The sequence below is a fragment of the Deinococcus deserti VCD115 genome (assembly GCF_000020685.1).
In the GTDB taxonomy this organism is placed as follows: domain Bacteria; phylum Deinococcota; class Deinococci; order Deinococcales; family Deinococcaceae; genus Deinococcus; species Deinococcus deserti.
In genome coordinates, this window is the sequence record NC_012526.1 from 147,501 (window position 1) to 162,500 (window position 15,000).

14 protein-coding genes (2 of these 14 running past the window's edge) are annotated in these 15,000 nt (G+C 63.8%); 7 read left to right on the forward strand and 7 right to left on the reverse strand.

The features are described 5' to 3' along the window. Positions 1–16: the 5' portion of a PPK2 family polyphosphate kinase gene (locus tag DEIDE_RS00750; RefSeq protein WP_012692059.1), read on the reverse strand. Its footprint begins 785 nt before the window's first position; the window shows 16 of its 801 coding nt (coding positions 1–16); the start codon lies at positions 14–16; its stop codon lies off the left edge, out of view. A gap of 351 nt (positions 17–367) precedes the next feature. Here DEIDE_RS00750 and DEIDE_RS18300 point away from each other — a divergent pair, with 351 nt between their 5' ends. Then, positions 368–1,036, forward strand: coding sequence for a citrate/2-methylcitrate synthase (locus DEIDE_RS18300; protein ID WP_083764213.1), 669 nt, complete (start codon positions 368–370; stop codon positions 1,034–1,036). Between the two features lie 470 nt (positions 1,037–1,506). Here DEIDE_RS18300 and DEIDE_RS00760 read toward each other — a convergent pair whose 3' ends face one another. Then, complete coding sequence (locus DEIDE_RS00760; protein WP_012692061.1) at positions 1,507–2,424, reverse strand: AEC family transporter; 918 nt, start codon at positions 2,422–2,424, stop codon at positions 1,507–1,509. A 171-nt stretch (positions 2,425–2,595) separates the two neighbouring features. Continuing rightward, positions 2,596–2,778, reverse strand: coding sequence for a 50S ribosomal protein L32 (gene rpmF / locus DEIDE_RS00765; RefSeq protein WP_012692062.1), 183 nt, complete (start codon positions 2,776–2,778; stop codon positions 2,596–2,598). A gap of 232 nt (positions 2,779–3,010) precedes the next feature. On the opposite strand from rpmF, the gene DEIDE_RS00770 reads away from it, so the two are divergent. Further along, positions 3,011–3,664: a trimeric intracellular cation channel family protein gene (locus DEIDE_RS00770; RefSeq protein WP_012692063.1), complete on the forward strand. Its 654-nt coding sequence runs from the start codon at positions 3,011–3,013 to the stop codon at positions 3,662–3,664. Positions 3,665–3,915: 251 nt separating this feature from the next. On the opposite strand, the gene DEIDE_RS00775 is transcribed toward DEIDE_RS00770, so the two are convergent. Further along, positions 3,916–5,115, reverse strand: a complete 1,200-nt coding sequence (locus tag DEIDE_RS00775) for an MFS transporter (RefSeq protein ID WP_012692064.1) — start codon at positions 5,113–5,115, stop codon at positions 3,916–3,918. A 77-nt stretch (positions 5,116–5,192) separates the two neighbouring features. On the opposite strand from DEIDE_RS00775, the gene DEIDE_RS00780 reads away from it, so the two are divergent. The 3 genes from DEIDE_RS00780 (at position 5,193) to DEIDE_RS00790 (ending at position 8,815) form a co-directional block, all read left to right on the forward strand. Beyond that, on the forward strand, positions 5,193–6,293 hold the full coding sequence (locus DEIDE_RS00780) for a LacI family DNA-binding transcriptional regulator (RefSeq protein ID WP_049760423.1): 1,101 nt from the start codon (positions 5,193–5,195) through the stop codon (positions 6,291–6,293). A 61-nt stretch (positions 6,294–6,354) separates the two neighbouring features. After that, complete coding sequence (galE, locus tag DEIDE_RS00785; protein WP_012692066.1) at positions 6,355–7,347, forward strand: UDP-glucose 4-epimerase GalE; 993 nt, start codon at positions 6,355–6,357, stop codon at positions 7,345–7,347. Positions 7,348–7,459: 112 nt separating this feature from the next. After that, positions 7,460–8,815: a M20/M25/M40 family metallo-hydrolase gene (locus tag DEIDE_RS00790; protein WP_012692067.1), complete on the forward strand. Its 1,356-nt coding sequence runs from the start codon at positions 7,460–7,462 to the stop codon at positions 8,813–8,815. Positions 8,816–8,845: 30 nt separating this feature from the next. Here the strand turns inward: DEIDE_RS00790 and DEIDE_RS00795 are convergent, their stop codons facing one another. The 3 genes from DEIDE_RS00795 to DEIDE_RS00805 form a co-directional block, all read right to left on the reverse strand. Continuing rightward, a complete protein-coding gene (locus DEIDE_RS00795; RefSeq protein WP_012692068.1) occupies positions 8,846–9,304 on the reverse strand; it encodes a GNAT family N-acetyltransferase in 459 nt (152 codons plus the stop codon). A gap of 441 nt (positions 9,305–9,745) precedes the next feature. Then, positions 9,746–10,423, reverse strand: coding sequence for an SDR family oxidoreductase (locus DEIDE_RS00800; RefSeq protein WP_012692069.1), 678 nt, complete (start codon positions 10,421–10,423; stop codon positions 9,746–9,748). 86 nt (positions 10,424–10,509) lie between these two features. After that, complete coding sequence (locus DEIDE_RS00805; protein WP_012692070.1) at positions 10,510–11,745, reverse strand: M24 family metallopeptidase; 1,236 nt, start codon at positions 11,743–11,745, stop codon at positions 10,510–10,512. 143 nt (positions 11,746–11,888) lie between these two features. On the opposite strand from DEIDE_RS00805, the gene DEIDE_RS00810 reads away from it, so the two are divergent. Beyond that, positions 11,889–13,739 (forward strand): menaquinone biosynthesis decarboxylase, encoded by a 1,851-nt coding sequence (locus tag DEIDE_RS00810; protein WP_012692071.1) that lies wholly within the window; start codon positions 11,889–11,891, stop codon positions 13,737–13,739. Between the two features lie 31 nt (positions 13,740–13,770). Next, positions 13,771–15,000: the 5' portion of an MATE family efflux transporter gene (locus tag DEIDE_RS00815; RefSeq protein ID WP_012692072.1), read on the forward strand. It continues 114 nt past the right edge of the window; only the first 1,230 of its 1,344 coding nucleotides appear in the window; its start codon is at positions 13,771–13,773; its stop codon lies beyond the right edge, outside the window.

Consider the following 15,000-nt stretch of genomic DNA (forward strand, 5'->3'; position numbering starts at 1 on the left):
ATGACTCGGAGTTCATGGCCCGGAGGCTACCACCACTCCCTCTTGGTTGAACTTCAGAGCACGTTCAGCAATCTCTTTCCATTCCACAGCCGTCTGGCGACCGGCTTCGAAGTCGTCCTGCAGCGCTGTGTGAAGTGAACGCAGGTCAGGATTGTCCTTGCTCAATTCCTGCCTGGTACGACTCGCAATCAGGAAAATCAACCCTGCCCAGCCGCTGGCCTAAGTCAGTGTGGACCAATGAGAAGCAGGGTTGGGTGCAGTGACCGCTGCATGCCCGACTGAATCTCAGTGTCCATCCTCGAGCTGCTGTGCCTATCGAAGCGTTCGGCTACGTGCTGACCATGCCGGAGCACATGACATTACTGCGATGGATACCTGGCCAGAAGCATTGCCTGCTCAGGCGGCCCGGGTTCTTAGTCTGCTGTATGCCACGATTGAACGCCACGAGGGCAGGCTACCGGCCCCAGATCTGCCGCTTCATGCTCGTCTGGCACGTCCCTGGGGCGTTGCTGAGCATGCAGATCGTCTGCGGCGTGCCCTGGTGTTGCTGTCCGATCACAAACTGAATGTCAGTGCGTTTACCGGTCGTATCGCGGCAAGCGGTGGCGCGAGCCTGCATCATGCAGCCCTCTGCGCCTTGCAGGGCCCGGCTCATGGTCTGGCAGCACCGGATTCCTATGAACTGCTGGATCACGCGCTACTTCGTGGCCCGCACATAGCCCTAAAGGACGCAACCCGCCGCACAGCAGGATTAGCAGGCTTCGGGCATCCGCTGTATCCAGCTGGAGATCCCAGAGGAAAAGCTCTGATAATGGCACTCCAGGAGTCTCATGCCACAGCGCCCGGTGTACGGATGGCTCTGATCCTGGAGGAAATGCTGCGCCAGGAGACCGAAATGGTTGCGAATGTAAATCTTGCTCTGGCAGCACTGATTCATGCCCTGGGACGCGACTCAGGGGACGCTCTGACCCTGTTCGCTCTGGTCTGCGCCGCCGGCTGGCACATATACTGGAAAGTACCCGCAGTGAACAAATGACTCGTCCGCGTGCCCGGTATGTATGCCCCTGACGGCATGCCACAGATCTTGAGGAAGCTACAGACAATAAAAAAGCCGCCTCTTGGGCGGTGATGTAAAAAATATAGCGCCTTATGCGCTATGCGTCAAGAAGATACGTCGCGATCACGGTAAAACTCAGCGTCTACAGGCTGTGGGAGCGATGCTGATGATCTGCTTACGCTTGTGCAGTTGAAGTAGATGGTCCATTCCGCTGAGCCTTAGCTTTGCTGCCTTAGAACGCGGAACTCCCGGTTATTTCCCAGCGCCGGCCTATGTATTTCTTTGTGGTCTGATGTTCAGCTGTGCTGAGAAACTGCCTTCCACTGCGTGTCACACACCAGTGCAGATACGCAAGCCTGCATCTGTTCATCCAAAACAGCTGCTACTGAATACGTATGAAGCAGCTTTCTGTCCGGAGGGCAGCACCGACAGGTTGCCCTGTAGAAGATTCAGTCCAGCAGCGGCAGCAGCGTCACCACAGCCGCGACAGTCAGCACACTGCCCAGGGTACTCAGCAGCACCACGCCTGCCACAGTGTCGGTGTCCGCCTCGTACTCACGGGCAAGCAGCAGGGCATTGACCGCCGTAGGCATGCTGGCCGACAGTACCAGAACCGCCAGCCCCGGACCTCGCAGCCCCACAGCGGCGCCGCATCCCAGCGCGATAACTGGACCTGCTATCAGGCGCGCGGCACTTGCCAGCCAGATATGCCGGGTCAAGCGCGGCCAGCCACCTGCACCCAGCTGCAGCCCCAGGGACAGCAAGACCATGGGCAGGGTGGCCTGTGCAAGCAACTCCACGCCGCGAGTAATTCCCTCTGGAAGGGTGATGTGTAGCCCCCGCAGGACGAGAGCTACTCCCGTGACCCAGATTGCTGGCAGACGCAACAGATTGCGAAGCGTCTGGCGTGCTCCAGCTCCGCTGCGTCCCAGGCTGTAGATGGCCGGTGCCACGGCGTACATCCCAATGAAAGAGGCCAGAAACAATACGGTGGCCCGGTCGAAGCCCGCCTGCCCAAAGGCAAAGAGGGCGATAGGAAGACCCATGTTGCCACTGTTCCAGATGCCAACGCTGGCACTCAGGCTGCGGCGCTCGGCATCCGCTCGTCCCAGGCCCAGGACCCAGCCCAGGAGCAGGCAGCCGCTCAGGGTCAGGAGGTAGGCGGTACCCAGTTGAACGGCTTCGGAGGCCTTGATGGGCGTACGCAATATCACGTCCAGCACCAGCGCCGGAGAAAGCAGGTACAGCGTCACGCGTGCAATGGTGACCTGGTCAATTGGAAACCGGGAGGCGAGCAGGGCCCCAAGCCCAGCCACCAGAAACACTGGCAGCAGCACAGTCGTCAGGGCTTGAAACACGCCTGCCATCCTGTCACGTTGGCGCCGGGGGAAACGCGGGCCTGTCGGGACGAGCTCTGGAGATGCCAGGGCAGTGCCCGGCTCGTCTGTTTTCCTGGATTCAGGAAGGGCCAGGAGTGAAGGCGCATCAACCAACGAAAAAGCCCCCAGTACGGGGGCTTTGTTCTTTGCGTCTGGGGATCAGACGGCGAGCACCTGACGGCCATCGTAGTAGCCGCAGTTGGGGCAGATGTGGTGGCTCAGCTTCTTGCCATGGCACTGGGGGCAGTCATTCATGGCAGGAACCGTGAGGGCGTGGTGGCTGCGGCGCATGTCGCGCTTGCTCTTGCTGGTCTTCTTCTTGGGAACGGGGTGCTTGGCCATTTTCTTTCTCCTGGGGCCACTCGGCGTGTCCCGCCGGGGCATCTTCTCGCTGGGGCGACTCGGCCCACCAGGGCGAGACAACAGGGGGGAGTATAGCACAACCGGACAAGTAAGCGGAATCCAGACCGGGGAGATGTGAAGTGCTGCCATTCGTAGCGTCTGGAAGCCGTTTATCGTGAGGGTATGAGGGCGACGCCACCGGGCAGTCAGTCAGGCTCAGGGGAGCTGCGGAATGCATGAGCTGGCGCCTCCTCTGACGCTGGAGCAGGGCCTGCGCTGGCTTGACCTGATCGGGATCCTGGCCTTCGCCATGTCAGGCGCGCTGCTGGGTGTACGTAAGCGCTTTGACCTGTTTGGGGTCGTGGTGCTGGGATGCGTTACGGCAGTAGGTGGAGGTGCCATCCGTGACACGCTGACTGGCCAGACGCCCCCACTGTTTCTGCGTGACGAGACCTACCTCTGGATGGCGCTGCTGGGTGCCGGGCTGGGATTTGCCCTTGGGGAAGGCTTGGCGCGGTTTGAGCGGACCCTCAGCGTCTTTGACACCGTCGGGCTGGCGCTGTTTGCCGCTTCTGGTGCGGTAGGTGCCATCAATTTTGGGCTGGGGCCATTGGGCGTGGTATTTGCCGGCATGCTTAGCGGTGTGGGAGGTGGGATCGTCCGCGACCTGATCGCCAACGAGGTGCCGGAGGTGATGTACCGCCGGGACCAGCTGTATGCCACGGCTGCCGCTGCTGGAGCCCTTGTGGTGGTGCTGCTTCACCCTCACGTCACGTCGTTTCAGGCGCAATTGGGCGGCGCCTTGACGATCGTGGCTCTGCGCTGGCTCTCACGGCGCGGCTGGGTCAGCCTTCCGGTACGCCGCGTGCCAGGGGCTCGAGACTAGGGATTCGTGGTTTGAGGTTCATGGTTGGGCGCCACGCCAGGGCTGCCCTGAGCACACTGCTGCCAGCGGCGAGTTTTTTCCTGCAACTGCGTTCGAAACACGCTTTCATGATCTGGTGTGGGGCAGGGAACTGGAACGCTGGAAACGGTAGTGGGAGTCAACGAAAGCAAGTTTCATAGCGCTCGCCTTGAGGAGGCTACCAAGCTCATGGAAGCTTCTTCCCGGGAAGACGGAAGGAGCTGACCCGGACTTTAGGCGTCCAGTGGTCGGGCTGATTTGGTACGCACCAGTGCAAAGGCCTGTCCCCCCAGGATGGCAACCAGAGCGGCGCCGGCCAGGGCCAGTCCAAGGGCGCCAGGGAGGCCGATCTCGTGCGCCACAAACCCGATCGCTGGTGGGCCCAGCAGGAATCCCCCATAGCCGATGGTCGCCACCTGTGCGATGCCACGTCCGGCAAGCGCGTGCCCGGCGGTGCCATACATCACCGGCACCACATTGCTGAGCCCCAGCCCGGAAAGTGCAAATCCGAACGTCGCCAGCAGCGGATCGCGCGTCAGCAAGGCTACGCCGAGCCCAGCTGCGGCCAAAAGCGAGCCTCCCCGAACTGTAATTTCGTCGCCCAGCCGGGCACGCAGACGGTCCCCAAACCAGCGGCCCAGCGTCATGGCCGTCACGAACGCCGCATATCCCAGCCCGGTGTTTCCGCCCTGAACTTCCAGGACATCCCGGAAATACAGCGCGGCCCAGTCATAGTTGGCGCCCTCGGCAAGCATGCCCAGGAAGCACAGACTGCCCAGCAGCAGCACGGCCGGGCTCAGGCCAGCAGGGGGATGCGGTGCGCTGACCGAGTCCTGGGTCTCCGGGCTGGCCCTGTCGGACAGCAGCAGGCGGCCGGCAAAGAAGGCGGTCATGGCGGTCAGCACCACCACCACAAGCACATGCGTGAGGATCGGAACGCGGCCTACCAGTACTGTTCCCAGCGCGGCTCCCAGGACTCCACCCAGGCTGAAATACGCATGCAGCCGGCTCATGATGGGACGGCTCAACCGGCGCTCTACTGTGACTCCCTGAGCGTTCATGGCGACGTCCAGGCTGCCGTTGATTGCGCCCAGCACCAGCAGAGCGACAGAGAGCGCCGGAAGGTTGGAGGTCAGAAACGGCGGAGCCAGCGCAAGCATGCAGGCCACTGCCATGACTGCGGTGACTCGGTGGCTGCCCCAGCGTGCTGTCCAGCCGCCCGTGAACGGCATGCTGATCAGGCTGCCCAGACCTACGGCAAGGAGTCCCAGACCGATCTGCGCTTCCGTCAGGTTCAGCTGATCGCGTATGCCTGGAATATTGACGGCCCAGGTCGCGAACAGAATCCCGTTAATCAGAAAGATGGCACTGACAGCGCGGCGGGCCTGTTCAGCGCGGGCAGGGTCAGGAGTAGGCAGGGGAGTGGCCGTCACGTCAGAGAACCTCAGGGCAGAAAGGGTAACTGATCTGAAACGTTTCAGATCAGTGCCCTGTACGCTAGCATTCCTGTATGCCACCTGCCAGACCTCCTGCTGGCCCACGCCCGGGTCCGGCTTCTGCCGGCAGTGGCCGGGTCACCCTCAAGGATGTGGCCCGGCACCTGGGGGTCTCGGTTGCCACTGTCAGCAACGCATACAACCGCCCCGACCAGCTGTCTCTGGAGCTGCGCGAGCGGATCCTCAAAGGTGCCCATGAGCTGGGGTACAGCGGTCCGGATCCCCTGGCACGCAGCCTCCGGCGTGGCCGGACCGGGGTGATCGGGGTGGTGTATGACGCGCCTCTGGATTACGCCTTTGCTGACCCCGCTGCGGCCCTGTTTCTGGGCAGTGTCGCCCATACCATTCAGGAACAGGGGCTGAACCTGCTGCTGCTGGCCTGCCCTCACGGGCCCCAGCCGGTTCATGGTGCCAGCGTGGACGGATTTATCGTGTATTGCGCCGCTCAGGGCAGCGAACTGTTGCGCGCGGTGCTGGGCCGCCAGCTGCCCACGGTACTGGTAGACCAGCATCCTGTTGGCGGCGCCATGCTGGTGGGAATTGAAGATGCGGCCGGCGCCAGGGCTGCCGCCGCACATCTGGCAGCGCTGGGCCATACACACATAGGTGTGCTGTGCCTGGGGCTGAATCAGCCGGGCAGCCTGGGCGCGACGCCGGAAGGAAGCTACCGCACCACGACTGAGCGCCTGAATGGTTACCGGCAGGGCGCGCCGCAGGCCACCCTCTTCCTGGTAGAAACGCTCCAGAACACCCCCGAAGAGGGAGAGCGCCGGGCGCGGGAAGTGCTGCAAGCTCAGCCGGAGGTGACAGCGCTGCTGTGCATGAGTGATGTCCTGGCCCAAGGCGCCCTGCATGCAGCCCGTCAACTGGAGCTGGTGGTGCCGGCAGATCTCAGTGTGATCGGCTTTGATGACCTGCCCAGCAGCGCGTCGCTGGACCTTACCACCGTCTGGCAACCTACCAGTGACAAGGGCGAGCAGGTGGGACAGGCTGTGCTGGCGCTGCTCCGGGGTGACCACCCGGCCGATGTGACACTGCCGACCCGTCTGGTTCTGCGGGGCACAACTGCACCAGCTTCCCGGAGTTCCCAGGACCAGAGCACTGGAGATGGGTAAGCCCAAACCTGAAGAGGCTGGCAAGAGTCAGGGCCCAGCGGTGTGCCGTACCCTGTGCAGCATGAAACTTCTGGTGGTAGGTGGAGCAGGGTACATCGGTTCGCATACAGTCCGGCAGCTGCGCCGGAGCGGACATGAGGTCGTCGTGCTGGATAACCTCTCCAGCGGACACCGGGAGGCATTGCCCGAAGACGTCACGCTGGTGCAGCAGGATCTGCTGGACGCTGAAGGAGTCAAAGCCACGCTGCAGGCCCACGAGCCGGACGCGGTGATTCACTTTGCGGCCCTGATCGAGGTGGGCGAGAGCATGCGTGCCCCGGCACGCTACTACCGCAACAATGTGGTAGGCAGCCTGAACCTGCTGCAGGCCATCGTGGAGACGCGCAAGATTCCGCTGGTGTTCTCCTCCACAGCCGCCGTGTACGGCACCACGGACGCGGTACCGATTCCCGAGAACGCTCCCATGCAGCCCGAGAGCGTGTACGGCGAGACCAAGCTGATGACCGAGCGCATGATCCACGCCTTCCACACCGCGCATGGGCTGCCCTACGTCATCCTGCGCTACTTCAACGTGTGTGGCGCTGCCCCCGAGGGCGACATCGGCGAGGCCCACGCCAACAAGACCCACCTGATCGAACTCGCGGCCCTGACTGCCCTGGGCCAGCGCGAGAAGATGATGATCTTTGGGGACGACTACCCCACCCCGGACGGCACCTGCATCCGGGATTACGTTCACGTGCAGGACCTGGCGGACGCCCACGTACTGGCGGTTGAGGCGCTGCACAGTGGCAAGACGCAGGCCGCGACCTACAACGTTGGCTTAGGACACGGCTTCAGCGTGCGCGAGGTGCTTGACGCAGTGGACGCGGTCACCGGGAAGCCCCTGACGCGTGAACTGGCTCCCCGCCGCGCCGGTGATCCACCCCGGCTGGTGGCCGACGCCACGCGCATCGTGAAGGACCTGGGCTTCAAGCCGCGCTTTACCGATCTGCAGGAGATCGTGCAGACAGCCTGGACCTGGCACAAGAGCCATCCACATGACTTCCGCCGCTAGGGGGTAACGGGGCGCGGGGCCGACATGGCCAGACGTGATTCAGTGCGACTCAGGATGCTGGTGCGTCCCGATCACGTGATGGTGATGCCACGCGTCCCGTACGCTGGGGTGCATGACCCAAGCTGACCTGTCGTCCCACATCGAGCGGGGCCTTTCGGACCTGCGCAACCTGGTCGCGCTGCAGAGCGTCTCCGCGCAGGGGCGCATGCTGCCCGAAACCGCGGCGTTCGTGACCGGCCTTCTGGAAGCTGAGGGCTTTACGGTGCGCGAAGTTCCGGGCGACGTGGCCCCGGTACTGATTGCAGAGGCCGGGCCTGCCGACGCCCCGGCAACCCTGTTGATCTACAACCATTACGACGTGCAACCTGAAGATCCCCTGGAGCTGTGGGACACGCCCCCCTTTGAACTGACCGAGCGTGAGGGACGGTTGTACGGCCGCGGGGCCTCCGATGACAAGGGTGAATTTGCCTCCCGTCTGGCGGCAGTTCGGGCAGTCAAAGACCGGCATGGCGGTCAGTTGCCGGTCCGGGTACGTTGGCTGATCGAGGGAGAAGAAGAGGTCGGCAGCCCCAGCCTGGAGCGCGTGGTCCGCGAGCAGGCCGCTTCGTTGCAGGCGGACGGCTGCTGGTGGGAGTTCGGCAGCATCAGTGAAGATGGCCGCCCCGTGGCCTTCTTAGGCCTGAAAGGCGTGATGTGCCTGGAACTGCGTGCGCGGGTGGCAGACAGTGACCTGCACAGCAGCCTGGGCGCCGTTGTGGACAACCCGCTGTACCGCCTCGCGCGTGCCGTGGCCAGCCTGCGTGACGACACCGGACGCGTGACCATTCCTGGGTTTCTCGACGATCTTCTGCCGGTCTCGCCCGCCGATGAGGCTGCCATCGCCGCGGTGCCCGGGCAGGGAGAGACGACCCTGGCCACCTACGGAATCACCCGGCCCCTGGGGGCCCCAGGTGAATACCACCGCCGCCTGAACCTGGCGCCGGTGCTGAATGTCAACGGCTGGGGGGGCGGCTACCAGGGTGAAGGCAGCAAGACCGTTCTTCCAGCGCACGGGTTCGTGAAGCTGGATTTCCGGCTGGTGCCCGGTCAGACGCCTAGCCGGGTGCTGGAGCTGCTGCGCGCCCATATGGACGCCCAGAACCTGAGTGACATAGAGATCGTGGAGCTTGAAGCCCACCAGCACCCTGCGCGGGCGGATGCCGGTCATCCCTTTGTACGGGCCTGCCTGGACGCCGCCCGCGAGGCGCATGGTCAGGAACCTATCGTGAACCCCAGCAGTGGGGGAAGTGGCCCCATGCACCCCTTCATGGACGCCCTGGATGGGCTGCCGTGCGTGGCCCTGGGAATCGGCAATGTCGGCGGGCGGGTTCATGCTCCCAACGAGAACATCCGGCGCGCGGACTTTGCCAAAGGGGTGGCGTTCGGAGTGGCGCTGCTGGAGCGCCTCGCAGGGGGGCTGCAGGAGTAGGCTTCTGGCCCGCTGGACGCGCTTTGCAGATTAGCCGCGCCGCTGCAGGTTCGGCACGTCCCAGACCACCCAGGGATGCCCGGGGTGCAGGGGGCGCGCAACGATACGTGCGCCGTGATTCACATAGAAGGCCTGCGCACGCTCCAGCTGCAGGGCCTGCAGTTCACCGGCCAGGCCCAGGTTCAGTGTGTGCGCTTCACGAAGAGCATGCTCCAGGAGCCAGCCACCCATGCCCTGACTGCGGTGAGCGTGACGCACCCGCATCCTTATCCGTGCGTAGCCGAGGCCAAGCGCATTGACCAGCAGTTCGTCAGCATTGGGGGCATGCACGGTCACGCGGGCGACCTCCTCACGGGGTGAGGGCCGCAACAGAGTGTTCAATCTGCGTGCAGGCCGCACAAACAGCATCAGCTCAAAGCCCTGCTGACCATGGTTCTGGTGCAGAAAGTCATAGGCACGGTTCTGGATCCGGATTCGGGTATAGGTCATGAGTGAAAGGCACCAGGCACAGCACGCACCTGCAGAAAAAACACGGAAAGCCGTTGAGTGGGCGCTGCGGAAATAGATTGATGTTGCACTGTATTTCAGTCTGCCTCAGGGGTTCTCGCAGCTTCGTCACCGGCTGTGAAAGTTCAGGAGCATGAGGGTACCGGATGGTCCTGCGGGAGTTCATTCAGGTGGGCCTGATTGCGCAAGCTCTCAAAAAGAGGCGGGCTGATGATCCGTGCAGGCGTGGGCAGGCAAACGCTGCGGGCGGCAGGGCACCGCAAGGCCTGCCTCTGCTGGTCAGCGCCGCCTGATCGGACGGCACGTTATTTACGTGCTGGAGAGGAAAACGACTGTGCGTGGCAGCAGCAGTGCGCGGCAGCTGGGAAGCTGCCTGCCGCGTCTTGTTGCTGCCACGCTAAGACAGGAACAGCAAGCTCAGATTCAGTGGTCGGGGTAGACCTTGAGCTCGGTCACATGGGCACGGTCGGGGCGGGTCAGGGCGTGCGCCACACTCTTGGCCAGGCCGCGCGGGTCGATGGTCTCTTCCCACTTCAGTCCAGCCTCGCGGTTCTCCGGCGTGTCGATGGCCCCCATGGGATACAGCACGATGCCGCGCACTCCCTTGGCCTTGAGCTCGTCGTGCACGCTCAGCACATAGGCGGCCACCGCAGCCTTGCTGGCGGTATACAGCGCGGCCTTGGGGCCACTCAGGCGGGCAGCCTGCCCGGCACTGACCCCCATGATCAGGCCATCTTTCTGCTTGAGCATCCCGGGCAGCACCCCCTGGACCGCGTGAAACAGCGTGAGCATGTTGGAGTCGAACATCTCGCGCAGGTCCTCGTCGGTCGCCTTCTGGGCGTCCTGCTGGGCGTAGTCGCCGGTGGTGTGGATCAGGGTGTCGACCTTCACCCGGCGCAGCTGCTCGACACAGGCCGGGTCCGCGAGGTCCACATCGATGACCTCGGTGGCCGGAAAGCGGTCGGCGGCGCGGGCCAGGGCCTCGCCGCGGCCGACCAGCACAAGCTGTGCGCCGGCGTCTTCAAGTTCCTGGGCAATGGCGGTAGCGAGAGCGCCGCCCGCGCCAGTAAGCATGACAGTGGAGGAGCTGAGATTCGCCATATCCTTCAGCCTAACGTGCCTGCCAGGTTTCGAGGTGGGCAGGGCCGGCAGGCTGGCTTTCGGGAACACTCACGCAGGGTCTCCCTTCAGCCTTCGCCGTATCCGGCGGCCCTGACGGCCGACCAGGGCTGGGCACTTCCCAGAACAAAGGGAGCACGCTGAATATGGGTAGTGACCTCAGGACCCTCAGGGGAAAGGTAGACATTCACCTCGCTGCGAATCCCAAAGCCCCGGGCCGCTGGATAGGTGCCGGGTTCCACCGTTACTGCCAGCCCGGAGGTCAGGGTGCGGGTGTCACGCGTCTCGTAATCGTCAAGATTGGCCCCTGCTCCATGAATCTGTACTCCCAGGTCGTGTCCGGTGCGGTGCAGGAAGTACGGCGCCCAGGTCGTTCCCATGGCGTCGCGCGCGGCCCGGTCGCCTTCCCAGCCCTGCATCTGCCCCCAGCCCTGCGCTGCAAAGCGTTCCTGAAGCAGGCTCAGGGCGGCGTCCCGCGCCCTGCTCACTGCAGTCCAGGCGTCCAGGTACTCGTCGTGGGGCTGTCCTGCAAAGGCCACCCAGGTCACGTCGGCAAACGGTCGCCCCGGTTCCTGCGCCCACAGGTCGATCAGCACACATTCACCGACCTGCAGGGTGGCGTTCTTGTCTCCTCCGGGCTCGTAGTGACTGTCTGCAGCGTTCACGCCAAAGCTCACGTTCACTGCGTGTCCAGCCTGCATCCCGGCAGCGTCAATCTGACGCATGATCACAGCCTGGACATCAAGCTCGGTGACCGGCTCGCCAGCCTGCAACCGCTCATGAATCAGGCGGAAGGCATCGTCCTTGGCTGTCATCAGAACCTCTACGGCGCGCCGGTGTGCAGCGAGGTCATCCGGTGTCCACCGCAGGAAGCTTTGCAGCAGATCGGCGCTGGTGACCACCTCAGCCGCGCCCGCTTCACGAACACGCTCCAGCGTGCCCGCGTCCACCCGGCTGACATACGGTACGGCGCCATGCGGGCTGTACTCCATAGCCAGGCGCTTACCTCTGACGACAGCGCAAAGAGCTGCGTCCAGCTCCGCGTGTGACCCGAAAGGACGCCGCTCGACATCCCAGCCCCGCGTCATGTTGCCCCAGGTGCCGCCCTCGATGTGATTGTGCAGGACCACTGCCTGACCCTCACGCGGGACCCATACGAAAAACCGCCGGGTCAGGAACGCCTCTTTGGGCAGATCCAGCACCCGGCGGGCATGGGGATTGAGGCCCTGAAAGTCATACACCAGCCAGCCGTCAAGGTCGGTGGATTGCAGGGCGTCACGCATGCGGTCAATCGGAGAAGCCATGGCCTGAGCTTAGCGGCTGCTTTGTTGGGCGTCGCTGTGCCAAGGTGCTCACTGTCAGCGGCGGTTGCTCAGGGCTTCACCTCGGGTTCATGCCGCCCCTCCCGGGTACGCTTGCCCCGCCCGCCTCCCCCTACACTCCGGGCATGGCTTTTCCCGACATTCAGTCCTTCATGCATCTGCTGGAGCAGCGGGGCGAGCTGCTGCGGGTTTCAACCCCGGTGTCCAGTGAACTGGAGATCACCGAAATCGCTGACCGGCTGGTGAAAAAGGGTGGACCGGCCGTCGTGTTTGAGCAGGTGCGCGGCAGTGAGTTCCCGGTCGTGATGGGGCTCATGGGTACCCGGGAACGCACTGCTCTGGCCCTGGGCGTGCCGGACCTGAACGACCTGGCGGCCAAGGTCCGTCACCTGATTGACCTTAAAGGCAGCGGCGGCATGCTGGGAATGCTGGGCAATCTTCCCAAGCTGCGCGACGCCATGAACCTGCCGCCCCGCCGGGTAAGGTCGGCCCCCGTGCAGGAAGTGGTCTGGCGCGGTGATGAGGTCGACCTATCACGCATTCCGGTCCTGAAATGCTGGCCACTGGACGGCGGGCCTTTCGTCACCCTACCGCTGGTCATTACCAGAGATCCGGAGACCGGCGAGCGCAACATGGGCATGTACCGCATGCAGGTCATGAGCAAAAACACCACCGGTATGCACTGGCAGCGGCACAAGACCGGGACCCGGCACCTGGAGAAGGCCAGGCAGAAAGGGGAGAGGTTGCCGGTGGCAGTGGCCATCGGCGGCGATCCGGCGCTGATCTATGCCGCGACCGCACCGCTGCCGCCCATTCCCGGCCTTGACGAATTCGCCCTGGCTGGATACCTGCGGGGCCAGCGCTACCCGGTCGTCAAGGGCGTCACGGTGGACCTGGACGTGCCCGCCAACGCGGAATTCATCCTGGAAGGCTACGTGGACCCCCAGGAGGACTGGGTGGTCGAAGGACCGTTCGGGGACCACACCGGGTTCTACACGCTTCCTGACCTGTACCCCCTCTTTCATGTCACCGCGGTGACCATGCGCCGGCAGCCGGTGTACCCGGCAACCATCGTGGGCCGCCCACCCATGGAAGACGCCTACCTGATCGAGGCCTCCGAGCGGCTGTTCCTGCCGGCGGCCCAGCTGATCCTGCCGGAAATCGTGGACTATCACATGCCTCCAGCCGGGGTGGCCCATAACCTTGTTGTAGTCAGCATCAGGAAGGAGTTTCCTGGGCAGGCTTATAAGGTGGCCAACGGCCTGTTTGGTCTGGGGCAGATGATGTTTGCCAAGGTCATCATCGTGGTGGACGAGCACGTCAAGGTGCACGACATGGACGCCGTATGGCGTGAGGTCAGCCAGAAGGCCGTGCCCGGACGCGACACCCTGACCACACGCGGTCCTATTGATGTCCTCGACCATTCCAGCCGTGGCTGGGGATACGGCGGCAAACTGGTTATCGACGCCACCACCAAGCGGCCTGAAGAGATTGGCAGCAACGTGAGCAGCCGGGACGCGCAGGCCGCAGATGTGAGTCCCGAAACGTTTGTGCCCCATGTGTCAACAGAGCTGCCTGAATTCGAAGGCGTGCTGGTCCAGCGTCAGACCCCTGACGGCTACTGGCTGGTGGCGCTGAACAAAACCCGCGCCGGACAGGCTCAGGAACTGGCCGAAGCATTTGCCGCACATCCAGCCGCCCGGGGCGTACGTCACCTGCTGATCTGTGATGAGGCGACAGATGTCGCGGACCTTGGGGATGTGTGGTGGACCATTCTCAACAACGTTGACCCTGAGCGTGATGTATGCCCCGTCACTTCACAGGGCGGCACCCTGCTGGCCTGGGACGGCGCCCGCAAGCTGCCGGAAGAAGGCTTCGTGCGCGAGTGGCCGCCCAAGATCGTCATGGACGAACAGATTCAGCGCCGGGTAGACGCCCGCTGGCACCTGTACGGCCTGCCCGAACGCTGGCGCTGATCACCCGCCCGCCGCCCCTTACAATCGCGCGGTGACCTTTGCCGCGACTCCCAGCCCACGCACCGAACTGAGGGCCCTGCTGACGCTCGCGGGCCCTGTCGTGGTTTCGCAGTTCGCAGCAAATGCGCTGGCGTTGATTGCCACAGCTGTCATTGGCCGGCTGGGAACAGCAGAGCTTGCGGCAGCGGCTTATGCCAACGCGGCGTATTACCTGGGTTTCATCATGCTGGTTGGGGTGATGCTCTCGGTGGCGCCCCGGGTGGCCCGGGCCCATGGTGCAGGTGACAGCGCTGGAATCGCGCGGGCGTTGCGGGGCGGTCTGTGGCTGGCTGTGGCGCTGACGCTGGTGTGGCTGCCTGTGATGTGGCTGGTGGCAGCATGGCTACCAGCGGTGGCTCCCCCGGACATCCGGTCAGATCTGGCGGCCACCTACCTGAAAATCTATGCACTGGGCATGCTGCCTAATCTGGCCATTCTTGCCTTGCGCGGAACGCTGGAGGGTACAGGCAAGCCGCGGGTCGTTACGGCAATCAGCCTGCTGGGGGTGGGCTTTGCCGCTGTGGTAAGTCCTGCGCTCGCCTACGGGTGGGGGCCGTTGCCGCGCCTGGGGTTACCGGGTGCAGCCGCAACCAGTGTGCTGGCCACCTGGGGAATGGCCCTGGCACTGTGGCCACTCGCCTGGCGTCAGGCGGTCAGTGACGTCTCTGTCCAGGATGTCCGTCAGGAAGTTCGTGCTCTCTTCCGGCTGGGCTGGCCAATTGGTCTGACGTTGGGGGCAGAGGGCGGAATGTTTACCGTCACCACACTGTTGATGGCCCGCTTTGGCCCGGAGGTGCTTGCCGCACACAATGTGACCCTGCAGGCCATCACGGCCATCTTTATGATTCCGCTGGGCATTTCCTCGGCCACAGGCGTGCGTGTAGGTCAGGCAGCGGGAGCGGGTGAGTGGCAACGCGCGCGTTGGGCTGGCCTGCTGGGCCTGGCTGTGTCGGGTGGGGTGATGGTGGGCTTTGCGGTGCTGGAGCTGGTCGCGCCGCGGCTGGTGTTCGGTGTGTTTCTCGATACGGGCAACCCTGCCAATGCATCCGTGATTGCCGCAGCAACTATTTTCCTAGGCATTGCCGCCTTATTTCAGACAGTCGATGGAATCCAGGTCACCGCCAACGGTGCCTTACGGGGATTGCAGGACACGCGTGCGCCACTACTGGTATCGCTCTTGGCTTACTGGTTGTTGGGGCTGGGGCTCGGCGCGTGGCTGGCA